This window comes from Methylobacterium endophyticum, assembly GCF_050591105.1.
GTDB lineage: Bacteria > Pseudomonadota > Alphaproteobacteria > Rhizobiales > Beijerinckiaceae > Methylobacterium.
The window spans coordinates 119187-140263 of the sequence record NZ_JBNHES010000015.1 but is presented as its reverse complement, the minus strand read 5'-3'; the positions used below and the strand labels follow the sequence as shown (position 1 = coordinate 140263).

Below are 21077 nucleotides of genomic sequence, written 5' to 3'. Positions count from 1 at the left end.
GGTCGCGCCAGCGCCCGCCGCCCCGCACGCATAGGCCCGCCATGTCCATCCTGATCGACGCATCGACCAAGGTCATCTGCCAGGGCTTCACGGGGAAGAACGGCACCTTCCATTCCGAGCAGGCGATCGCCTACGGAACGCGGATGGTGGGAGGCACCTCGCCGGGCAAGGGCGGCGCGAAGCACCTGAACCTGCCGGTGTTCGACACCGTGGCCGAGGCGAAGGAGGCCACGGGGGCCACCGCGAGCGTGGTCTACGTGCCGCCGCCGGGCGCGGCCGACGCCATCCTGGAGGCGGTGGCCGCCGAGATGCCGCTGATCGTGTGCATCACGGAAGGGATCCCGGTGCTCGACATGGTGCGGGTGAAGCGCGCCCTGACCGGCTCGAAGTCGCGGCTGGTGGGCCCGAACTGCCCCGGCATCGTCACGGCGGGGGAATGCAAGATCGGGATCATGCCGGCCAACATCTTCAAGCCGGGCAAGGTCGGGATCGTGTCGCGGTCGGGGACCCTGACCTACGAGGCGGTGTTCCAGACCACGAATGCCGGGCTCGGCCAGACCACGGCGGTGGGCATCGGCGGCGATCCGGTGAAGGGCACCGAGTTCATCGACATGCTGGAGCTGTTCCTGGCCGACGACAAGACCGACGCCATCGTGATGATCGGCGAGATCGGCGGCTCGGCGGAGGAAGAGGCCGCGCAGTTCCTCGCCGATGAAGCCAAGCGCGGGCGGAAAAAGCCGATGGTGGGCTTCATCGCCGGGCGCACGGCCCCTCCGGGCCGCCGCATGGGCCATGCCGGCGCCATCATCTCCGGCGGCAAGGGCGGCGCCGAGGACAAGATCGAGGCCATGCAGCGCGCAGGCATCACCGTCTCCCCCTCCCCCGCAAGGCTCGGCTCAACCCTCCTCGACGTCATGAAGGGCTGAACAACGCGCCGCCGGCATGCGGACGACGCATGCCGGGGAAACCCATATCAGGCGGACGGAACCCGGCGCAGGCGCCGGGCCCGGCCGAAATCGGAACAGGCCGGCCGGCTCCGCACCGGACGGCCGCGCGGCAAGGCCGAAGGGTCCGCGACCCCGAGCGCCTCGCCTAGAAACCCAGGAAGACCGGACGATGGCACGCCAGGACGTGAACGAAGCGCTCCTCGAAACCTCGTTCCTCTACGGCGGCAACGCCGCCTATATCGAGGAACTCCAGGCCGCCTTCGCGCGCGACCCCTCCTCCGTCGACCCGGAGTGGCAGGGCTTCTTCCGGGGCCTGGGCGAAGACAACGTCCTCGTCGAGAAGAACGCGGCGGGCGCCTCCTGGACCAAGCCGAACTGGCCGATCCCCGCCAATGGCGAGATCGTATCGGCGCTCGACGGCAACTGGGCCACCCTGGAGAAGGCCGTCGGCGAGAAGATCCGCGCCAAGGACGGAGCGACGAAGCCCGCCGAGGGCGCCTCGGTCGCCGCGACCGTCGGCGTCTCGGTGGAGCAGGCCACAAAGGATTCCGTGCGCGCGATCATGCTGATCCGCGCCTACCGCATGCGCGGCCACCTGCATGCCAAGCTCGACCCGATCGGGCTGGCGCCACGCGGCGACCATGAGGAGCTGCACCCGCAGCATTACGGCTTCCAGGAAAGCGACTGGGACCGCCCGATCTTCCTCGACAATGTGCTGGGCCTGACCTTCGGTACGATCCGCGAGATCGTCAACATCCTCGAGCGGACCTACTGCCAGACGGTCGGCGTCGAGTTCATGCACATCTCCGACCCCGCCGAGAAGGCGTGGATCCAGGAGCGCATCGAGGGCAAGGACAAGGAGATTTCCTTTACGCCGGAAGGGCGTAGAGCCATCCTCAACAAGCTCATCGAAGCGGAGGGGTTCGAGAAGTTCCTCGACCTCAAATATACCGGCACCAAGCGCTTCGGCCTCGACGGCGGCGAGTCGATGGTCCCGGCACTGGAGCAGATCATCAAGCGCGGCGGCGCGCTCGGCGTTCAGGAGATCGTGCTCGGCATGGCCCATCGCGGCCGTCTGAACGTGCTCACCAACGTGATGGCGAAGCCCTTCCGGGCGGTGTTCAACGAGTTCAAGGGCGGCTCGGCCTCCCCCGCCGAGGTCGAGGGCTCCGGCGACGTGAAGTACCATCTCGGCGCGTCGTCTGATCGCGCCTTCGACGGCAACAACGTCCACCTCTCGCTGACCGCCAACCCGTCGCATCTCGAGATCGTCGATCCGGTAGTGCTGGGGAAGGTGCGCGCCAAGCAGGACCAGCACGCCAAGCCGAATGTCGAGCGCCGCAAGGTGCTGCCGCTGCTGATCCACGGCGACGCGGCCTTCGCCGGGCAGGGCGTGGTGGCCGAGTGCCTCGGCCTGTCGGGCCTCAAGGGCCACCGCACCGGCGGCTCGATCCACTTCATCATCAACAACCAGATCGGCTTCACCACCGATCCGCGTTTTTCACGGTCTTCTCCGTACCCGTCCGACGTGGCAAAGATGGTCGAGGCGCCGATCTTCCACGTCAACGGCGACGACCCGGAGGCCGTGACCTTCGCGGCCAAGGTGGCGACCGAGTACCGGCAGAAATTCGGCAAGCCCGTCGTCATCGACATGCTCTGCTACCGCCGCTTCGGCCATAACGAGGGCGACGAGCCGGCCTTCACCCAGCCGAAGATGTACCAGCGCATCCGCAAGCATCCGACGGTGCTGGAGACCTACGGCCGGAAGCTCGTCGAGAACGGGACGCTGACCCAGGAGCAGCTCGACGCTCGCAAGGCCGAGTTCCGCACGATGCTCGACGGCGAGCTCGATGTCGCCACAGCCTACAAGGCCAACAAGGCCGACTGGCTCGACGGCCGCTGGTCCGGTTTCAAGGCCGTGCGCGAGGACGTGGACGACCCGCGTCGCGGCCAGACCGGGGTGCCGATCGAGACGCTGCGCGAGATCGCCCAGAAGATCACCCAGGTGCCGCCGGGCTTCCACCTGCACCGGACGATTCAACGCTTCCTCGACAACCGCGCCAAGGCCGTGGAGACCGGCGCCGGCATCGATTGGGCGACCGCCGAGGCGCTGGCTTTCGGCTCGATCCTGCTCGACGGCCACCGCGTCCGCCTCTCCGGCCAGGACGTGGAGCGCGGCACCTTCTCGCAGCGCCATGCCGTGGTGATCGACCAAGAGAACGAACAGCGCTTCACCTCGCTGAACGCCATCCGCGAGGGGCAGGCGCCGCTCGAGGTCATCAACTCGATGCTCTCGGAGGAGGCGGTGCTCGGCTTCGAGTACGGCTACTCCCTGGCCGAGCCGAACGCGCTGGTGCTCTGGGAGGCGCAGTTCGGCGACTTCGCCAACGGCGCCCAGGTGGTGGTGGACCAGTTCATCTCCTCGGGCGAGCGCAAGTGGCTGCGCATGTCCGGCCTGACCCTGCTGCTGCCGCACGGCTACGAGGGCCAGGGGCCAGAGCACTCCTCCGCCCGCCTGGAGCGCTATCTCCAGATGTGCGCCGAGGACAACATGCAGGTGGCGAACTGCTCGACGCCGTCGAACTACTTCCACATCCTGCGCCGGCAGCTGAAGCGCGACTTCCGCAAACCGCTGATCCTGATGACGCCGAAGTCGCTGCTGCGCCACAAGCGGGCGGTCTCGAACATCGACATGATCGCGGAAGGCTCGACCTTCCACCGCATCCTCTGGGACGATGCCGAGCACGAGAGCGACGGCATCAAGCTCGTGAAGGACGACAAGATCCGCCGCGTCGTGCTGTGCACGGGCAAGGTCTATTACGACCTGCTGGAGGAGCGCGAGAAGCGCGGCGTCTCCGACATCTACCTGATGCGCGTCGAGCAGCTTTATCCGTTCCCGCTCAAGGCGCTCGCCAACGAGATGAGCCGCTTCCGCAACGCGGAGGTGGTCTGGTGTCAGGAAGAGCCGAAGAACATGGGTTCCTGGGCCTTCGTCGAGCCCTATCTCGAATGGGTGCTCGGGCAGGCCGGCGCCGCCGTCAAGCGCGTCCGCTATGTCGGGCGCCCGGCCTCGGCCTCGACGGCGGTGGGCCAGATGTCGAAGCACCAGGCCCAGCTCCAGGCGTTCCTCAACGAGGCCCTCGCGGTCTGATTTTTTGCGATTTGGCGGCGCGCCTCCTGCGCCGTTCCGACTACCGGCCGCACGGCCCAACCGATCCGGCAGAGCAAGTAATGGCAACCGACATCCTCGTCCCGACGCTCGGCGAATCCGTCAGCGAGGCCACCATCGGCCGCTGGTTCAAGAAGCCCGGCGATACGGTGGCCGCCGACGAGCCCCTGGTGGAGCTCGAAACCGACAAGGTCACGCTGGAGGTGAACGCCCCCGCCGCCGGCGAGCTCGGCGAGATCCTCGTCAAGGACGGCGAGACGGTGGAGCCCGGCGCGCTGCTCGGCTCGATCGTCGAGGCCGGCGCGGGCGGCGCCAAGCCCGCTCCCGCGAAGGCGCCCGAGCCCAAGGCCGCCCCCGCCGAGACCAAGGCCGAGAGCCGGACGGAAGCGTCGAAGGAGGCGGCTCCCGCCAAGGACGCGCCCGCCCGCGAGCCCGGCGACAACGGCCCGGCGGTGGCCAGGATCGCGCGGGAATCGGGGGTCGATCCGGCCTCCGTCGCCGGCAGCGGCAAGGACGGCCGCGTGACCAAGGGCGACATGCTCGCCGCCGTCGCCAAGGGGCCCTCCCCGGCTCCGGCCGCGAAGGAGGCCCGGCCCACGCTGCCGCGCGCGCCCTCCGCGCCGGACGACGCGTCGCGCGAGGAGCGCGTGCGCATGACCAAGCTCCGCCAGACCATCGCGCGCCGCCTCAAGGACGCGCAGGACACGGCCGCGATGCTGACGACGTTCAACGACGTCGACATGTCCGCCGTGATGGCGATGCGGACCCAGTACAAGGACGCCTTCGAGAAGAAGCACGGCACGAAGCTCGGCTTCATGGGCTTCTTCACCAAGGCGGTGATCGGGGCGCTCAAGGACGTGCCGGCGGTCAACGCCGAGATCGACGGCCAGGACATCGTCTACAAGAACTATTATCACGTCGGCATCGCCGTCGGGACGGACAAGGGCCTCGTCGTGCCGGTCGTGCGCGACGCCGACGACCTGTCCATCGCCGGCATCGAGAAGAAGATCTCCGGCTTCGGCAAGAAGGCCCGCGACGGCAAGCTCTCCATCGAGGACATGCAGGGCGGCACCTTCACCATCACCAACGGCGGCATCTACGGTTCGCTGATGTCGACGCCGATCCTCAACGCGCCGCAGTCGGGCATTTTGGGCATGCACCGCATCGAAGAACGCCCTGTGGTGCGCGGCGGAAAAATCGAGGCGCGGCCGATGATGTATCTCGCCCTGTCCTACGATCACCGCATCGTCGACGGGAAGGAGGCCGTGACCTTCCTCGTTCGCGTCAAGGAGGCGCTGGAGGACCCGGCGCGCCTGGTGCTGGATCTCTGATGCGACGCCGGCGGAGCTTACGGATAACGTCGTGCAAACCTGGGTTCTTCTCTCGGAAATCCTGAGGAACCTTGCGCTTGGGCTCGCGGCCTTCGGAGGCGTCGTGCTTGCATGGTGGAAGCTGATACCGGAACGGACGCAGGCTGGTTCGGCGGCAGCGCAAGCCGAACTCGCCCGCCGAGCCCATGTCACGGAGTTGTTCAACAGAGCCGCCGGTCAACTTGCGGATGAGCGTCTCGAAGTACGGCTCGCGGCTATCTATGTTCTGCGCGAGGTCGGACGTGATTTCCCGGACTTGGCAACCCCGGTCTTCGAGCTGTTACAAGCCCATCTGAGAGAGCGCAAAACGACATATGAAGATTTGGATCCGCCCATTGATGTGAAGGCTGTCATCGACACATTGCGCATGAGGATCGCCTCCGATGGAACTCCACGAGAGCCATAAAACCAAGCTCGTCTTGAATGTAAGAGGGGCCTACATTCGCCGAACGGATTTCAGCAATACGAACCTTGCTGATGCAGACCTTTCGCACGCCGATGCAAGCGGTGCGTCCTTCAGAAATTCAAACTTCAAGAATGCACGGCTTATCGAAACAATCCTGCGCGGATCGGATCTTTCAGGTGCGAAGAACTTGACCATCGATCAGCTTTCTTCGGCCATAATCGATGACAAGACTATCTTGCCCGACTATATTGATCGATCAAAATTGATTGATCGTACCGCACGCTCTCACGAACTGCTGGGCTGAGCCTTATATGTCCAATACCTACGATCTCGTCGTCATCGGCACCGGCCCCGGCGGCTATGTCTGCGCCATCCGCGCCGCGCAGCTCGGCCTACGCACCGCCGTGGTGGAGAAGCGGGCGACGCATGGCGGCACCTGCCTCAATGTCGGCTGCATCCCCTCGAAGGCGCTGCTGCATGCCTCCGAGGCGTTCGAGGAGGCCGCCAAGCATTTCGCCGGTCTCGGCGTGATCGTGAGCGCGCCCAAGCTCGACCTCAAGACGATGATGGCCTTCAAGGACGAGGGCGTCGCCGGCAACACCAAGGGCGTCGAGTTCCTGCTCAAGAAGAACAAGGTCGACACCTTCCACGGCACCGGCCGCATCGCCGGGGCGGGCCGCGTCGAGGTGATCTCCGAGGACGGCGGCAACCGGATGCTGGAGACGAAGAACATCGTCATCGCCACGGGCTCGGACGTCGCGAGACTGCCGGGCGTCGCCATCGACGAGAAGGTGGTCGTCTCCTCCACCGGCGCGCTCGAACTCGACAAGGTGCCGAAGAAGCTCGTCGTCATCGGCGCGGGCGTCATCGGGCTCGAGCTCGGCTCGGTCTGGCGGCGGCTCGGAGCCGAGGTCACGGTGATCGAGTATCTCGACCGGGTGCTGCCGGGCATGGACGGCGAGGTCGGCAAGCAGTTCGAGCGCCTGATGGGCAAGCAGGGCATCGCCTTCAAGCTGTCCTCGAAGGTCACGGGCGTCACGGTGGAGAAGAAGGGCGGCGCCACCGTCACCGTGGAGCCGGCCGCCGGCGGCGAGGCCGAGACGCTCCAGGCCGACGTGGTGCTGGTGGCCATCGGCCGGGTGCCCTACACGGAGGGGCTCGGGCTCGACACGGTGGGCGTGCAGACGGACAACCGCGGCCGCATCCAGACCGACAGCCACTACGCCACCAACGTCACCGGCATCTACGCCATCGGCGACGTCATCGCCGGGCCGATGCTCGCCCACAAGGCCGAGGACGAGGGGATGGCGGTGGCCGAGATCCTCGCCGGCAAGTCGGGCCATGTGAACTACGGCGTGATCCCGAACGTGATCTACACCTTCCCCGAGGTCGCCTCGATCGGGCGCACCGAGGAGGAACTGAAGAAGGACGGCATCGCCTACAATGCCGGCAAGTTCCCCTTCACCGCCAACGGCCGCGCCAAAGTCAACCGCACCACGGACGGCTTCGTGAAGATCCTGGCGGACGCCACCACCGACAAGGTGCTCGGCGTGCACATCGTGGGGGCGGATGCCGGCAACCTGATCGGGGAGCTTGCCGTGGCCATGGAGTTCGGCGCCAGCGCCGAGGACGTGGCGCGCACCTGCCACGCTCACCCGACCCTGACCGAGGCGGTGAAGGAAGCCGCCCTCGCGGTGGGCAAGCGCGCCATCCACATGTGAGGGTGGTCCGGCGCGCCGGCGGTGTCAGGCCGAGCGGCGCGCCTGCGGCAGGTCGGCGATGCGCAGCAGCGCCGTCGGGGCCGGCAGTGCGGTCAGCGCGTTCAGCAGGTAAGGACGGCGAAGCGCCAGGGCGTGATGTAGCGCCAGGTCGATATCGCGGGCGTAGAACGGCATCCTCAGCACGAAATCGACGCCGAAATAGCGCGCGGCATGCGCGATCGGCTCGGGATCGCCGCCCGTCATCAGCGTCAGCCGGGTCGGCAGGTCGAGCGGCTGCGCCTGACAGGCAAGCTCCAGCCCGTCGAGACCGTCCAGCCTGACATCGATGAAGGCCGCCTCGTAGGCGCCCATCCGCAGCAGCTTGAGGGCATGCCGCCCGCAATCGGTCTCGTCGATGGCGAAGCTGAATCCGCTGCGCCCGAGCACGCGGGCGACCATTCCTCGCCCGACCTCCGAGGACGAGGCGAGCAGGATCGAGGTCGACGTCATGCGGCGGGCGTTGGCGACCAGCAGGCTGCCGATATGCTCGGGATCGAGCGGGATCTTGAGGACCTCGTAGGCCCCGAGGCTCTGAGCGAGTTCCTGCCATTGCGGGAAAACGCGGCCCGCGACGAGCACGAGGCACGGAATGGTCATGCCGCGCTTGCGCGCCAGCGCCACCGCCTCCGGACCGCTCATGCCTTCGAGCTGGAGCGCGACGAAGCCGATGGTCGGCCGGTGGGCCAGGATCAGGTCGAGGACGCCCTGCCCGCTCTCGGTCTCGAGCACCTTGGCCGCCGGATCGAAATGGAGGACCGTCTCGATGAGCGTGCGCCGTCGGCCTGCATTGCTGTCCGCGATCAGCACCGTCGCGCCGTTCGACGCCGGCAGGCTTGGGCGGGTGAGGTCGGGCATGTCCCGCATCGTCATTCGAGAGTGCACAATTTGCACGCCCGCAATCAAACACCAGAATGATGAGCGCCGGATTAATTCGGTGCCCCGAACCGTGGCATCGGACCTTAGTATGACCCGGACGATCCTCTACGCGTCCCGCCCCACGCGGCGGTTGAGCGCGGAGCGGGGATGCGCTGCCTCGAAGGCGCTCATCAGGCGCGCCGCGTCGACCTGGGTGTAGATCTGCGTCGAGGACAGCGAGGCGTGGCCGAGCAGCTCCTGGATGGCGCGCAGCTCGCCCTGGCGCCCGAGCAGATGCGTCGCGAAGGAATGGCGCAGCGCGTGCGGCGTGGCGCTCTCCGGCAGGCCGAGCGCGCCGCGCAGGCCCGCGACCGCGTATTGGATCACGCGCGGCGAGAGCGGCCCGCCGCGCGCGCCCACGAACAGGGGGCCTTCCGCCGGCAATGGATAAGGACAAAGGGAAAGATAGTCGGCAATCGAACGCGTCACCACGGGCAGGACCGGGACCATGCGCTCCTTGCCGCCCTTGCCGAGGATGGTGATCGCGTCGGTGCCGCCATCGGGCGCGTCGCCCCGGCGCAGGCCCAGCGCCTCCGAGATGCGAAGCCCGGCCCCGTAGAGCAGCGAGAGGACCGCCGCGTCGCGGGCGAGAACCCAGGGTTCGCGCGGATCGCCGAGGCGGGCCTCCGGCGTCGTCACCGCCAGGGCCGCGGCGACGGGCAGCGGGCGCGGCAACCGCCGCTCGACCTTGGGGGAGCGCACCGCTCCGAGCGCGGCGACGCTGCCATGGCCCTCGCGCTCCAGATGGCGGGCGAAGGAGCGCAGGCCGGCAAGCATGCGCATCAGCGTCCGCCCGCAGGCGCCGTCCGCCCGCCGCGCCGCCATGAAGGCGCGCAGGTCGCGCGGCTTCAGGACGACGAGATCGGCGATGCGGCTCGGGCGGCCGAGGCGGCCGTCGAGGAAGACCAGGAACTGCCGGAGGTCGCGGTCGTAGGCTTCGACCGTCTTGGCCGACAGCCGCCGCTCGCCGACGAGACCGCCGCGCCAGCCCAGGATCGCCGCGCGGACGCCGCCGTCGCCGGGGGGGACGGCGAGCGCGGCGGGGTCGCTCGGGGCTCGGAGGGCGCGTGGCATGATGCGATCAGGCGCATCCTCTCCTTGACGTCCGGTTGACGGCCCGGCACGGGCTCGCCGAACGGCGTTTCCCCACCAGATAGGAGCGCAACGCCGCCGCCACAGGGAAGCCCGATGTCGAAGCCCGTCCACTCCATGATCCGCGTCCTCGACGAGCAGCGCTCGCGCGACTACTACGCCCGCGCCTTCGGGCTGGAGGTATCGGGCCGCTTCGATTTCCCCACCTTCACCCTGATCTACATGCGCGACGCCGCCTCGCCCTTCGAGCTCGAGCTCACCGTCAACAAGGACAGGACCGAGCCCTACGCCCTCGGCGACGGCTACGGCCACATCGCCTTCACGGTCGCGGATATCGAGGCGGAGCATGCCCGCTTCGAGCGCGAGGGCCTGCCGGCCACGCCGGTGAAGGAGCTGGCCCACGAGGGCACGCCGCTGGCGAGGTTCTTCTTCGCGACGGACCCGGACGGCTACAAGATCGAGGTCATCCAGCGCGGCGGCCGCTTCGCCTGACCGGCGGCGCATGGCTGTTGTGCGGGCGCATCGGTGGCGGAGGGCGACCTCCGCCGCCACATGAAGGGGCGATGGACACCCCGTCCGCCCCTTCAGGAACCCGATGGCCTCCCCCCGCATCGTCTGCATCCGTCACGGCGAATCGACCTTCAACGCCGCGCATCGCCTCACGGGCGAGGATCCGGGCCATGTCGACGCGCGGCTGACGGAGCGGGGCCGGGCGCAGGTGGATGCGGCACGCGCGCGCCTGCACGACATCCCCTTCGATCTCGTCGTGACCTCGCCGCTGACGCGGGCCATCGAGACCACCATGGGCCTGTTCGGCGAGCACCCGTCGCGACCCGAGGTCCTGGTCGAGGTGCTGCACCGCGAGTGCCAGGAGAGCAGTTGCGACGTCGGCCGGGCCGCCTCCGAGATCGCGGCCGAGTTCCCGCATCTCAAGGTCGACCACCTGCCCGAGGTGTGGTGGCACGCCGAGGAGGAGGTCGCCCCGGGAAGCTACCCCGTGGAGCCCCGCGCGCTGTTCGACGGCCGGGTCGCGGCCTTCCGCCAATGGCTGGCGCGCCGCCCCGAGAGGATCCTCGCGGTGGTCGGACACGGGACGTTCTTCTACCACCTGACCGGCGTGTGGCTCGACAACTGCCAGAGCGTGGAGTTCGACCCGGTCTCGGGCCGCCGCACCGCGGCCTGACACAGGCTCAGCCGCCGGCGCCGACCGCGAGGCCGGAGAGCATCGCCACGCCCAGCACCAGCACGAAGGCGGCGGCCAGGAGTTCCAGGCCGCTCAGCGCCAGCGCGCCGCCCCGGCCGCGCCCGCCGGCCAGACGCAGCGCCAGTCCCTTGGCGAAGACGGCGAGGCTCGCCAGAGCGCCCGTGGTGATCGCGGTGCCGAGCGCCATGGCGAGGGTGGCGAGGATGCCGGCGCCGAGCATCCCCCGGCTCGCCGAGAAGACGAGGATGAGGATCGCCCCTGCGCAGGGGCGCGAGCCGGCGGCCAGCACCACCCCGGCGCGCTCGCGCCAGGTGTCGAGCCGCCCGATCGCCTCGGCGTCGCCGAGACGGGCATGCCCGCAACCGGGTCCGCACGCGCCGCCGGAAGAGACGAGCATGCCGGCCTTGCGCCAGGCGATCGCGAGACCCAGCGCCGCCACGAGGGCGAAGCTCACGCTCTCGATCAGCGTGCCGGCGCGGTTCATGCCGGCGGCCGTGGCGCCGAGGATCAGCATGCCCGCCGCCACGATGGCGATGGCGACGAGGGCCTGGAGCAGGGCGGCGGCGGCGCTGAGCGAGAGCCCGCGCCGCAGGCTGCGCTCCCCGGCGACGATGTAGCCGGCGATCACCGCCTTGCCGTGTCCGGGCCCGGCCGCGTGGATCACCCCGTAGACGAAGCCCAGCGTCGCGACGGGGAGCCAGCTTCCGCCGTCCTTCAGGAGAGCGACCGCCGCCTCGAGATGGCGCGAGAAGCTCGACTGGAAGGCGATCAGCCATCCGCCGATCCCGGCGGGCGACGGCGCCGCCTCGCGGAAGCCGATGCCGAAGGGCGAGCGCGGCGGCGGGGCGAGGCCCGGCGCGACGAGGGCGACGGCCGCCGCGAGCATCCCGGCCGCGATGGCGACGGCGCCCAGGAGCAGCGCGATCCGCAGGACGAGGCGGCGGGAGGAGAGTCCCGGCGAGCGATCGACGGCGACGCCGAGGGCCATCAGCCGATCCTCACGGGCAGGCCACGAGAACGCGGTTGGCGAACTGGGTGCCGTAGCTCGAGGCGGCGGTGAGCGCTTCGAAGAAGGCTTCCGAGAGGCCGGGCTTGGCCGCGTCGGCGGTCTTGGCGTCCTGGGTCTTGGGGCGGGTCACGGTGGCGGTGCAGCCGGCGGGTGCGCCCGCGAGCGTGACGGCGTCCGCCGATTCGGAGAGGCCGAAGGAGACGAAATAGGTGGGGTCGTAGACTTCCAGCGCCACCACGCCCCGGCCCTGCGCGGCGGGCGCCTTCAGCGGCAGGCGGAATGTCAGGGTGAGCGCGCCGTCCGCCATCTCCATGCGCGGCTCGGCCGGCTCGGCGAAGACCTGCTCTTTGCCGGCGACCTTGAGCTTGGTGAAATAGGCGAACTCGGCGAGCCCGGCGGTGTTCTCGGTCGCGAGCCCGGCCAGCTCGTCGGGGGAGAACTTGCCGTCGCCGTTCTTGTCAAGCCCTTGCGTGATGAAGCTCGAATAGGCGGCATCGAAGGTCCAGGCGTGGCGCAGGGCGACGACCTTGCCGTCGGCATACTCCACCCGCGCCTTGGCCGTGACCCAGACATGGGGATGCGCCTCGGCAGGCGCGGTCCCGAGGGCCGCGAGGGCGAAAAGACCGGGGAGAAGGCGCGGGCAGGTCGGCATGGCGGCCTCGAACGCTCGCGTCTCACGGTTAACGAAGAGTCAACGCAGCAACGGTCTCAAGCCTCTCCGGTCAGTGGGGCGAAAGCGAGGCGCCGGGCGGCCCCACCCGCCCCGGCGGAAACAGGGAAAGCGTCGGGAGGCCCTATCGCCCCTTCAGCGCCGCCGAGCGGATCGCGCTCAGGGTCGCGCCGGGCGAGATCGCGTCCGTCGAGATCTTGAGGTGGACGATCGAGGCCACCCCCGAGGCGCGGGCGGCCGCCAGCGCGGCGGGGAACTCGGCCGTCGTCTCGACGGTGACGCCGAAGCCGCCGAAGGTGCGGGCGTAGTCCGCGAAATCGGGGTTCCTCAGGTCGGTGGCCGAGACGCGGCCGGGGAAGTCCCGCTCCTGATGCATGCGGATGGTGCCGTAACTGGCATTGTCGCAGACGATGCAGACGATGGGCAGATCGTGCTGGATCGCGGTGGCGAATTCCTGGCCGTTCATCAGGAAGTCGCCGTCGCCATTGAGCGAGATCACGGTCCGGTCCGGGTAGAGCCGCTTGATGCCCACCGCCGCCGGCACGCCGTAGCCCATGGAGCCGGAGGTCGGCGCCACATGCGAGCCGAGCCGGCGGAAACGGAAGAAGCGGTGGATCCAGGCGGCGTAGTTGCCCGCGCCGTTGCAGATGATGGCGTCCTCGGGGAGCGCCTCGCGCAGATGCACCATCACCTCGCCGAGGTTCACGCCGCCGGGCTGGGGCGTCGCCACCTCGCTCCAGTCGAGATACTCGGCATGGGCCGCGCGGGTGATGTCGCTCCAGGGTTTCTGCGCGGGCGCCGGCAGGGCAGCCATGGCGGCGGCCATGCGCGAGGGCGCCGCGTTGATGCCGAGATGCGGCACGTAGACCCGGCCCAGCTCCTCCGGCCCCGGATGGACATGGACGAGCTTGCAGGACGGGTTCGGGATGCCGAGCACGGCATAACCCTGGCTCGGGATCTCGCCGAGGCGCCCGCCAAGCACGATCAGCAGGTCGGCGGCTTTCACCCGCGCCACCAGCTTGGCGTTGGCGCCGAGGCCGAGATCGCCGGCATAGGCCGGGTGCAGGGGGTCGAACAGCGGCAGCCGGCGGTAGCTCGTGGCCACCGGCATGTCGAAGCGGTCGGCGAAGGCGCGGATGTCCGCGTAGGCCCTCTCGCTCCAGCGGCTGCCGCCGAGCAGCAGGAAGGGCCGCTCGGCCGCCGCGATGAGCGCGGCGAGCTCGGCCATCTCCTCGGCGCCGGGCGCGGCCTCGATCGCCTTCCATGGCGCCGCCAGCGGGCCGGGGCAGGCCTCCTTCAGCATGTCCTTCGGCAGCGCCATCACCACAGGGCCCGGACGGCCGGAGGTGGCGGTGTGGAAGGCGCGGGAAACGTATTCCGGCACGCGGGCGGGGTCGTCGATCTCGGTGGCCCATTTCGAAATGGGGCCGAAGGCGGCGCGGTAGTCCATCTCCTGGAAGGCCTCGCGGTCGCGCTGGCCGCGCTCGATCTGCCCCGCGAATAGGATCATCGGGGTCGAGTCCTGCTGGGCGATGTGGATGCCCGCCGACGCGTTGGTGGCGCCGGGCCCGCGCGTGACGAAGCAGATGCCGGGCTCGCCCGTCGCCTTGCCGTGGGCCTCCGCCATCATCGCGGCGCCCCCTTCCTGGCGGCAGGTCGTGACCGTGATGCCCGATTCGTAGAGCGCGTCGAGCACCGGCAGGAAGCTCTCGCCGGGCACGGTGAAGACGTGGCGCACGCCGTTGGCGGCCAGTTGCGCGACGAGGGCGCTCGCGGCGCTGCGGGCTTGTGTGTCGCTGGACATCGGGTTCACGCTCGGAAATGTCGCGGAGTCGGCGGCGAGCTTAAGCGCGAAAGCTTAAGCGAAGCCCGCCTACGGGGTGACGAGGCTGCCGGCCGTCGCGGCTTGGCGGCGCCGGCGGGGCTTGCGCGGGGACGCGGCGATCGCCGGAAGGCCGCCGAACCGCTCCGACAGGCTCGGCGCGGGAGCCGGCGCGGTCTCCTCGCCATGCAGCACCTGCTTCAGGCGGGAGAGGGCGTCGGGATCGGCGGCGAGGAGATCGTGGGCGAAATGGGTCATCGGGTCGGTCCGGATCCGCGGCGGATCGCTCGGCACCTTGAGGCCCCGCGCCTGTGCGGACCCGCAAGGAATTCGCTCGAATTGTCGCGATGACTCGCTTTTCCAGACCGACCCCGAAAAACTCCGGCTCCGATACTGGTGAACGGACTATAACCGCGCGCAGGGCGGCGTCTGCGAGAGAAGAATACTCAGTCCGGCCCCGATCCCCGGCTTCGACGGGACCGCGTCTCCTTCGCACCCCGCCTCCCCTTCGGGGACGGACCGCGCTATCTCGCGGCTGGCGGCGGCCGGATTCACCCGGCCCGCCTGCCCGAATGGCCCGATCCGCAGAGGCCGAAGAGGAAACGCCCGCATGACCCGCGTCCCGACATCCCTCGCCGGCCTCGCCGCCCTGCTGCTCGCCACTCCGGCCGGGGCCCAGATCCGTAACGCGCCGGGCCCGCGCGCCCTCGAATTCGCGGCCTATGTCTTCGCGGCCTCCAATGTCTGCGGCTACCGCATCGACACGGACCAGTTCGAGGCGCTGCTCGTGAAGCAGAACACCCGCAGCCAGGACGTCAGCCCGCGCGGGCCCTTCGGCGCCCGCGTGCAGGGCATGTTCTCGCTGATGTCCAACGACATGGCGCTGCATCGCGAGCGCGCCTGCCCGGCGGTGCTCGGCGAGTTCGGCCCGGAAGGCAGCGTCGCGAAGAACCTGCTGCTGGTGCCCGCCTCCGCCGTCGTCCCGGCGCCGAAGGCCGACGCTCCGGCCGCGCAGGACGCCAAGACCAACGAGACGAAGCCCGAGGACGCGAACAAGCCCGCGCCGCACGCTCCCGCCGGGAAGCCGCCGCAATAGGGCGGCACGACAGCGCGCCATGACGGATACCGATCTCGCCCCCTTCCGCGCGCTCCTCGGCGAGGGCGGCGTGCTCGACGCGCCGGATCGGGTCGAGCCCTACATCCTCGACCATCGCGGGCTGATGCGCGGCGAGACCCGCGCCGTGCTGCGTCCCCGGACGGTCGCCGAGGTGCAGGAGATCGTACGGCTCGCGGGCACCGCCGGCCTCGGCCTCGTGCCCCAGGGCGGCAATACCGGCTATGTCGGCGGCGCCACCCCCGAGTCCGGCCGGCGCCAGCTCGTCGTCAGCCTGGAACGCCTCGCCTCGGTGAGGACCGTCGACCCGCTCAACTTCACCATGGCCTGCGATGCCGGGATCGTGCTGGCCGAGGCGCAGGCGGCCGCCGCCGCGCAGGGTCTGCTGCTACCCCTCAGCCTCGGCTCGGAGGGAAGCTGCCGGCTCGGCGGCAATATCGGCACCAATGCCGGCGGCCTCCAGGTGCTGCGCTACGGCATGACCCGCGACCTCGTGCTCGGCCTCGAGGTGGTGATGCCGGACGGCTCGCTCCTCTCCGACATGAAGGCGCTGCGCAAGAACAACGCCGGCACCGATATCCGCCAGCTCTTCGTCGGGGCCGAGGGCACCCTCGGCATCGTCACCGGCGTGGTTCTCAAGCTCTGGCCGGCGCAAGACCATCGGGCGACCGCCTGGGTGTCCTTGGCCGAAAGCGCGCCGCTGCCCGAGATCGCCGCGCGGGTGCGCCGCGAGACCTCCGATCTCGTCACCACCTTCGAGCTGATCTCGGCCTCCTCCCTCGATCTCGTCGCGAGCATGCGCGGCGCGGGGCTCGGGGTCGCGGCGGGGTCCGGCGGGGCGCTGCTCCTCGAACTCTCGTCCTCGTCGCCGCGCATCCCCCTCGACGACGTCCTGCTCGGCACCCTGGAGGCGCTGATGGAGGAGGGCTGGGTCGAGGATGCGGTGATCGCCCAGTCCGAGAGCCAGCGGCGCGCCTTCTGGAGCATCCGCGAGACCATCCCCGAGGGCGAGAAGGCGGCGGGCGGCTCGGTGAAGCTCGACATCGCCGTGCCGGTCTCCGCCGTCTCGGCCTTCCTCGAACGGGGCGCCGGCATCGTCGCGGCACAGATGCCGGGCGTGCGGCTCTCCTTCTACGGCCATGTCGGGGACGGCAACATCCACTACAACCTGCTGGTGCCGGAGGGCCGCGACCGCCTCGCCTTCACCCGAGAGGTCGAATCAGGGGTCGCGCATGCGCTCTACGCGCTGGCGATCGATCTGGGCGGCAGCTTCAGCGCCGAATACGGCATCGGCCGCTTCAAGCGCGACCTGCTCGCGCGCTACGCCGATCCGACCCGGCTCTCGCTGATCGCGGCGCTGAAGCGCATCCTCGACCCCGAAGGCCGGATGAACGCCGGCGCGATGCTGCCCGACAATGAACTATAGTGACGAGACTTTATTGTTGTCCGGCAAAGCAAAGAGGCCCTGCGTTGCTGTCGAGCAACGCTGCGAAACCTTGAGAATTATGACTGGATTATGACTGCGTTTTACCCGGAGCTTTAGCCTACCCGTCCCCTCAACGGTCACGGACCGGATTCGGGTGGGGATCGATCATGAGATTTTTATACAGCGTCTCGGCCGCTGCCGTCGTCGTCGGCACGGTCGGACTCGGCGCCGCGCAGGCGCAGACCGCCAACATCACCGGCTCCAACGCCAACGTCCTCAACCTGCTGGCGCCCTTCCTGAGCCTCAACGGCAGCACGGTCGGCCAGCAGACGCTCCAGACGAACCTCGACCAGTCCCTGGCGATCAACAACGGCTCGACCCTGGCGCAGCGCCAGCTCGCGATCAGCGACAAGAACCTCCTCGGCTCGGCCTCGAACAACCTCTCCTCGATCGGCCTCGGCACCTACGGCGTCGCGGCGAACCTCGCGGGCGGCCTGCCGGCGCAGACCGTGATCAACGGCATCACGCCCCAGCAGCTCGTCGGCGGGCTCGGCGCGAGCCTCGGCCCGATCTACCAGCGGGGCGTCGCGGGCGGCACGAGCGGCTCGCTCGGCAGCGTCGTGACCCTGCTCACCACCGGGTACAACCTCACCGGCGGCGACCTCGGCGTCGCCAAGAACTTCTTCGCCAACGGCGCGGCGACGAACCCCTCGACCACGCCGGCCGGCTATGTGGCCGTGCCCGCCGTGGCGCCGGCCGGCTATACGCTGCCGAGCTTCAACGGCCTGCCCAACACCACCAACAGCGTCTACGACCTCGCCTACGGCGTGCGGAACACCGATGCGGGCCAGGACATCTACGGCTCGTCCCGCCCGGTGCAGGTGCGCCCCACCGGCATCAACCAGTTCGACCCGACCTCGATCAACGGCCTGGCGACGAACCCCTCCTTCCCGAGCGGGCACACCACCTACGCCTTCACCGACTCGATCCTGCTCGCGATGCTGGTGCCGCAGGAATACCAGAACATGATGATGCGGGCCTCCGAGTACGGCAACAGCCGCATCGTGCTCGGCGTGCACTACCCGCTCGACATCATCGCCAGCCGCTCGCTGGCGAGCTACGAGCTGTCGCAGGCGCTGACGAACCCGCTCTACCTCAACACCGCGGCGACCACCGGCACGGCGGTCAACATGCCCGGCCTGTTCACCGCCGCGCAGACGCAGATCCAGGGCTACCTCGCCGCGCAGTGCGGCAACACGGTCGCGGCCTGCGCCTCGAGCGCGGCGAACACCGCCAACAACCCCTACCTCCCCTCGGCCGCCAACCAGGCGACCTACCAGCAGCGCCTCACCTACGGCCTGCCGACGCTGACCTTCGCGCAGGCCCCGCGCGAGGCGGCCCCGGCCAACGGTCCCGACGCCTCGATCCTGCTCGCCCCGCTCTACGGCGGCAGCACCAGCGCGGCCCAGACCATCGCCCCGAACGGCGGCCTCTACGGCACTCTCCAGACGAGCACGATCAACCAGATCATCGTCAACACGGAAGGCAACGCGCTCGCCGCCTTCTACGGCACCGCGCTGAGCTACTGGAGCCGCCTCGATCTCTATAGCGCCGCCGGCTACTTCCAGAACGTCACCGGCACGCTGAGCCTCGACACCCGCGACCGCGTGACGACGGATGTCGGCATCGGCAGCGGCGGCCTGCTCGCCGCGAACGGCACCGTCACCGGCATGGTCACGGTCAATTCCGGCGGTACGCTCGGCGGCACGGGCACGGTCGGCGGCGTGGTCGCGCTGTCGGGCGGCACGGTGGCTCCGGGCAACTCGATCGGCACCCTGAACGTCGCCGGCAATGTCGGCTTCGCGGCCGGCTCGACCTTCCGGGTCGAGGCGAATGCGGCCGGCCAGTCCGACCGGCTCGCCGCCACCGGCAGCGCCACCCTCGCCGGCGGCACCGTGCAGGTACTCGCCCAGGCCGGCACCTACGATCCGCGCACCCAGTACCAGATCCTCACCGCCACGGGCGGCGTCGCCGGCCAGTTCGCGGGCGTGACCTCGAACTTCGCCTTCCTGACCCCGACCCTGCGCTACCAGGCCACGGAAGTCGACCTGACGCTCACCCGCAACGACATCGCCTTCTCGGCCATCGCCCAGAACCGCAACCAGGCCGTGGTCGGCAACGCCATCCAGGCCGCCGGGCCGGGGGCCGGCGTCTACGACCGCACTGTCGGCCTGACCACGCCCGAGGCGCGCGGCGCCTTCCAGGCGCTCGCCGGCGACATCCACGCCAGCGTGGTCTCGGCCGAGTACGAGACCGCCTTCTTCGTGCGGGAGGCGATCCTCGACCGCATGCGCCGGGGCACCACCCCCGGCGCGGCCGAGGGCCTGAACTACGGCAGCCTGCCGGCCGCCTACACCGCCGACCTGCCCGGCAAGCGCGTCGCGCCGGTCCCGGTCCCGGTCGCCGTGCTCGATCCGCGGGTCTTCGGGCTCTGGGGGCAGGGTTTCGGCAGCTTCGGTAGCGCCCGCAGCGACGGCAACGCCGCCGGGCTCAACCGCCAGACCAGCGGGTTCGTGATCGGCGCCGATCTCCGGCTCGAGACCGGCTTCCGCCTCGGTGTCGCCGGCGGCTACACCTCGACCACCCTCGACACCACCGGGCGTCTCCAGTCCGGCACCATCGAGAGTGGCTTCGGGGGCGTCTATGGCGGCTACGAATCGGGGCCCTTCGCGCTTCGTCTCGGCGCCACCTACGCCGACAACTCCGCGCGCCTGCGCCGCTCGGTGATCTTCGCGGGGCTCGCCGACACGCCGACCGCCCGCACCGGCGGCTCCACCGTGCAGGGCTTCGGCGAGCTCGGCTACAAGATCCCGCTCGGGACCCCGGCTCCCGCCGCGCTGATCTCGAAGGGCGCGGTCGCGGTGCCGAGCCAGCCGGCTCTCGCCTATATCGAGCCCTTCGTCGGCGGCGCCTATGTCAGCATCCACCGCGACCGCTTCGCCGAGACCGGCGGCGTGGCCGCCCTCGTGGGTGCCGCCCGCGACTACGACCTCGGCGCGGCCACCGCCGGCGTGCGGGCGCAGACCACCTTCGACCTGGGCTTCGGCGCCCCGGTCTCGGCCCACGGCCTCCTCGGCTACCGCCGGGCCTTCGGCGACGTGGTGCCGAAGGCGCTGCTCTCCTTCGGGGGCGGAGCGTCCTTCCTCAGCGCGGGCATCCCGATCGACCGCGACGCCCTCGTCGCGGAGGCCGGCCTCGACCTGCGCGTCGCCCCCAACGCCACGCTGGGCGTCGCCTATACCGGCCAGATCGGCTCGCGGGCCGAGGACCACGCCGTGAAGGGCAACTTCACCTACAAGTTCTGAGCACACCGCTCCGGACCGAACGATAAAGGCCCGCCCGGCACCAGCCGGGCGGGCCTCTCCTTTTTGCGACACCCACATCCCGGAGCGGCGGGGTTGGGCGCGAGACTGCACGGCAAGAGACCGGATACGAATCGAATCCGGTTCGCGCCAGTCATCGACCGGATCGACCGAACTCTTGCGCTCCGGATACGGATTCCGCCGCCCTTAACGCTAACCGGACATTGGTCGATCCGGCACAATGAGCGTGAAAAACCGCGCCTTTTCTTGGCAGGCCGCATGCGATGACCGCCCAACGCAGTCCCCGCCTGTCGCAAGGCGGGACGGACCGGCGATGTCCGGGCTGCGATGGAGGGGGTCATGCTGCGCGCAGCCGATATGGTCGTGATCGTGGGAACCTCGCTCGCCCTGACGAGCGGGATCATGCTGACGCGCGCCGTCGCCGCCGGGCCGGGCCCCGGCCGGGAGGCAGCGCAGGCCGCCGTCCGGGTCACGCTCCGGCCGGAGGAGGGAACGAAGCCGGCGGTGCGGGTCGTCCACCCGGACCATGTCCGGCGCGGCGCGGAGGAGGCGGGAGCCGATCGCACGGCCGGCGCCGAACCGCGGCGCTGGGTCGACCCCTACCGCATCCGCCGCATCGTCGAGCGATAGCCGGTGGGAACCGCCCGAAAAGACCGAAAGGTGAATTTTCTTGAAAAATGACTAAATTCCTATATGGTGTGACCTCCGATTTCGCACGGGCGGATCGGGCCGGGGGATCGGACGGATCCTTCGCCGGCCGCGTCCCCGCCCCGAGCCGCCGAGGACGCAC

18 protein-coding genes are annotated in these 21077 nt (G+C 69.7%); 12 read left to right on the top strand and 6 right to left on the bottom strand.

Going from position 1 to position 21077, the window contains the following annotated elements; genetic code table 11:
• Positions 1-41: 41 nt before the first annotated feature.
• The 6 genes from sucD (at position 42) to lpdA (ending at position 7613) form a co-directional block, all read left to right on the top strand.
• Positions 42-926, top strand: a complete 885-nt coding sequence (gene sucD / locus ACP56T_RS16735; protein ID WP_430913279.1) for a succinate--CoA ligase subunit alpha — start codon at positions 42-44, stop codon at positions 924-926.
• A 190-nt stretch (positions 927-1116) separates the two neighbouring features.
• A complete protein-coding gene (locus ACP56T_RS16730; RefSeq protein ID WP_430913270.1) occupies positions 1117-4098 on the top strand; it encodes a 2-oxoglutarate dehydrogenase E1 component in 2982 nt (993 codons plus the stop codon).
• An 80-nt stretch (positions 4099-4178) separates the two neighbouring features.
• The gene (odhB, locus tag ACP56T_RS16725; protein ID WP_430913269.1) at positions 4179-5447 is read left to right on the top strand and encodes a 2-oxoglutarate dehydrogenase complex dihydrolipoyllysine-residue succinyltransferase; all 1269 of its coding nucleotides are present in this window, start codon (positions 4179-4181) and stop codon (positions 5445-5447) included.
• A 31-nt stretch (positions 5448-5478) separates the two neighbouring features.
• Complete coding sequence (locus ACP56T_RS16720; protein WP_430913268.1) at positions 5479-5892, top strand: hypothetical protein; 414 nt, start codon at positions 5479-5481, stop codon at positions 5890-5892.
• Positions 5870-6196: a pentapeptide repeat-containing protein gene (locus ACP56T_RS16715; protein ID WP_430913267.1), complete on the top strand. Its 327-nt coding sequence runs from the start codon at positions 5870-5872 to the stop codon at positions 6194-6196. Before ACP56T_RS16720 ends, ACP56T_RS16715 begins: the two co-directional genes overlap by 23 nt.
• Before the next feature lie 7 nt (positions 6197-6203).
• A complete protein-coding gene (lpdA, locus tag ACP56T_RS16710) occupies positions 6204-7613 on the top strand; it encodes a dihydrolipoyl dehydrogenase (protein WP_430913265.1) in 1410 nt (469 codons plus the stop codon).
• A 24-nt stretch (positions 7614-7637) separates the two neighbouring features.
• Here the strand turns inward: lpdA and ACP56T_RS16705 are convergent, their stop codons facing one another.
• Both ACP56T_RS16705 and ACP56T_RS16700 read right to left on the bottom strand, forming a co-directional pair.
• Positions 7638-8507, bottom strand: coding sequence for a response regulator (locus tag ACP56T_RS16705; protein WP_430913264.1), 870 nt, complete (start codon positions 8505-8507; stop codon positions 7638-7640).
• A gap of 126 nt (positions 8508-8633) precedes the next feature.
• Entirely contained in the window at positions 8634-9641 is a 1008-nt protein-coding gene (locus ACP56T_RS16700; RefSeq protein WP_430913263.1) for a tyrosine recombinase XerC, read from the bottom strand.
• A gap of 114 nt (positions 9642-9755) precedes the next feature.
• On the opposite strand from ACP56T_RS16700, the gene ACP56T_RS16695 reads away from it, so the two are divergent.
• Positions 9756-10151 carry a VOC family protein gene (locus tag ACP56T_RS16695; protein WP_430913262.1) on the top strand — a complete coding sequence of 132 codons (396 nt, stop codon included), beginning with the start codon at positions 9756-9758 and terminating at the stop codon, positions 10149-10151.
• Positions 10152-10254: 103 nt separating this feature from the next.
• On the top strand, positions 10255-10842 hold the full coding sequence (locus ACP56T_RS16690) for a histidine phosphatase family protein (protein ID WP_430913261.1): 588 nt from the start codon (positions 10255-10257) through the stop codon (positions 10840-10842).
• A gap of 7 nt (positions 10843-10849) precedes the next feature.
• Here ACP56T_RS16690 and ACP56T_RS16685 read toward each other — a convergent pair whose 3' ends face one another.
• The 4 genes from ACP56T_RS16685 to ACP56T_RS16670 all read right to left on the bottom strand — a co-directional run bounded on the left by ACP56T_RS16685 (position 10850) and on the right by ACP56T_RS16670 (position 14622).
• Complete coding sequence (locus tag ACP56T_RS16685; protein ID WP_430913260.1) at positions 10850-11851, bottom strand: nickel/cobalt transporter; 1002 nt, start codon at positions 11849-11851, stop codon at positions 10850-10852.
• 10 nt (positions 11852-11861) lie between these two features.
• Complete coding sequence (locus ACP56T_RS16680; protein ID WP_430913259.1) at positions 11862-12524, bottom strand: DUF1007 family protein; 663 nt, start codon at positions 12522-12524, stop codon at positions 11862-11864.
• 142 nt (positions 12525-12666) lie between these two features.
• On the bottom strand, positions 12667-14346 hold the full coding sequence (locus tag ACP56T_RS16675; RefSeq protein WP_430913258.1) for a thiamine pyrophosphate-binding protein: 1680 nt from the start codon (positions 14344-14346) through the stop codon (positions 12667-12669).
• A gap of 69 nt (positions 14347-14415) precedes the next feature.
• Positions 14416-14622: a hypothetical protein gene (locus ACP56T_RS16670; protein WP_430913257.1), complete on the bottom strand. Its 207-nt coding sequence runs from the start codon at positions 14620-14622 to the stop codon at positions 14416-14418.
• Positions 14623-14974: 352 nt separating this feature from the next.
• On the opposite strand from ACP56T_RS16670, the gene ACP56T_RS16665 reads away from it, so the two are divergent.
• The 4 genes from ACP56T_RS16665 to ACP56T_RS16650 all read left to right on the top strand — a co-directional run bounded on the left by ACP56T_RS16665 (position 14975) and on the right by ACP56T_RS16650 (position 20917).
• Positions 14975-15460, top strand: a complete 486-nt coding sequence (locus ACP56T_RS16665) for a hypothetical protein (protein WP_430913256.1) — start codon at positions 14975-14977, stop codon at positions 15458-15460.
• Between the two features lie 19 nt (positions 15461-15479).
• Positions 15480-16904, top strand: coding sequence for an FAD-binding oxidoreductase (locus ACP56T_RS16660; RefSeq protein WP_430913254.1), 1425 nt, complete (start codon positions 15480-15482; stop codon positions 16902-16904).
• A gap of 167 nt (positions 16905-17071) precedes the next feature.
• Positions 17072-20269 (top strand): autotransporter family protein, encoded by a 3198-nt coding sequence (locus ACP56T_RS16655; RefSeq protein ID WP_430913253.1) that lies wholly within the window; start codon positions 17072-17074, stop codon positions 20267-20269.
• A 357-nt stretch (positions 20270-20626) separates the two neighbouring features.
• Positions 20627-20917, top strand: a complete 291-nt coding sequence (locus ACP56T_RS16650; protein WP_430913252.1) for a hypothetical protein — start codon at positions 20627-20629, stop codon at positions 20915-20917.
• Positions 20918-21077: the final 160 nt, after the last annotated feature.

Coding starts and splice junctions, on each gene's coding strand:
- ACP56T_RS16665 (WP_430913256.1), top strand. CDS start 14,975: ATGACCCGCGTCCCGACATCCCTCGCCGGCCTCGCCGCCCTGCTGCTC.
- ACP56T_RS16675 (WP_430913258.1), bottom strand. CDS start 14,346: ATGTCCAGCGACACACAAGCCCGCAGCGCCGCGAGCGCCCTCGTCGCG.
- lpdA (WP_430913265.1), top strand. CDS start 6,204: ATGTCCAATACCTACGATCTCGTCGTCATCGGCACCGGCCCCGGCGGC.
- ACP56T_RS16670 (WP_430913257.1), bottom strand. CDS start 14,622: ATGACCCATTTCGCCCACGATCTCCTCGCCGCCGATCCCGACGCCCTC.
- ACP56T_RS16715 (WP_430913267.1), top strand. CDS start 5,870: ATGGAACTCCACGAGAGCCATAAAACCAAGCTCGTCTTGAATGTAAGA.
- ACP56T_RS16700 (WP_430913263.1), bottom strand. CDS start 9,641: ATGCCACGCGCCCTCCGAGCCCCGAGCGACCCCGCCGCGCTCGCCGTC.
- ACP56T_RS16685 (WP_430913260.1), bottom strand. CDS start 11,851: ATGGCCCTCGGCGTCGCCGTCGATCGCTCGCCGGGACTCTCCTCCCGC.
- ACP56T_RS16650 (WP_430913252.1), top strand. CDS start 20,627: ATGCTGCGCGCAGCCGATATGGTCGTGATCGTGGGAACCTCGCTCGCC.
- ACP56T_RS16680 (WP_430913259.1), bottom strand. CDS start 12,524: ATGCCGACCTGCCCGCGCCTTCTCCCCGGTCTTTTCGCCCTCGCGGCC.
- odhB (WP_430913269.1), top strand. CDS start 4,179: ATGGCAACCGACATCCTCGTCCCGACGCTCGGCGAATCCGTCAGCGAG.
- sucD (WP_430913279.1), top strand. CDS start 42: ATGTCCATCCTGATCGACGCATCGACCAAGGTCATCTGCCAGGGCTTC.
- ACP56T_RS16695 (WP_430913262.1), top strand. CDS start 9,756: ATGTCGAAGCCCGTCCACTCCATGATCCGCGTCCTCGACGAGCAGCGC.
- ACP56T_RS16705 (WP_430913264.1), bottom strand. CDS start 8,507: ATGCCCGACCTCACCCGCCCAAGCCTGCCGGCGTCGAACGGCGCGACG.
- ACP56T_RS16690 (WP_430913261.1), top strand. CDS start 10,255: ATGGCCTCCCCCCGCATCGTCTGCATCCGTCACGGCGAATCGACCTTC.
- ACP56T_RS16660 (WP_430913254.1), top strand. CDS start 15,480: ATGACGGATACCGATCTCGCCCCCTTCCGCGCGCTCCTCGGCGAGGGC.
- ACP56T_RS16730 (WP_430913270.1), top strand. CDS start 1,117: ATGGCACGCCAGGACGTGAACGAAGCGCTCCTCGAAACCTCGTTCCTC.
- ACP56T_RS16655 (WP_430913253.1), top strand. CDS start 17,072: ATGAGATTTTTATACAGCGTCTCGGCCGCTGCCGTCGTCGTCGGCACG.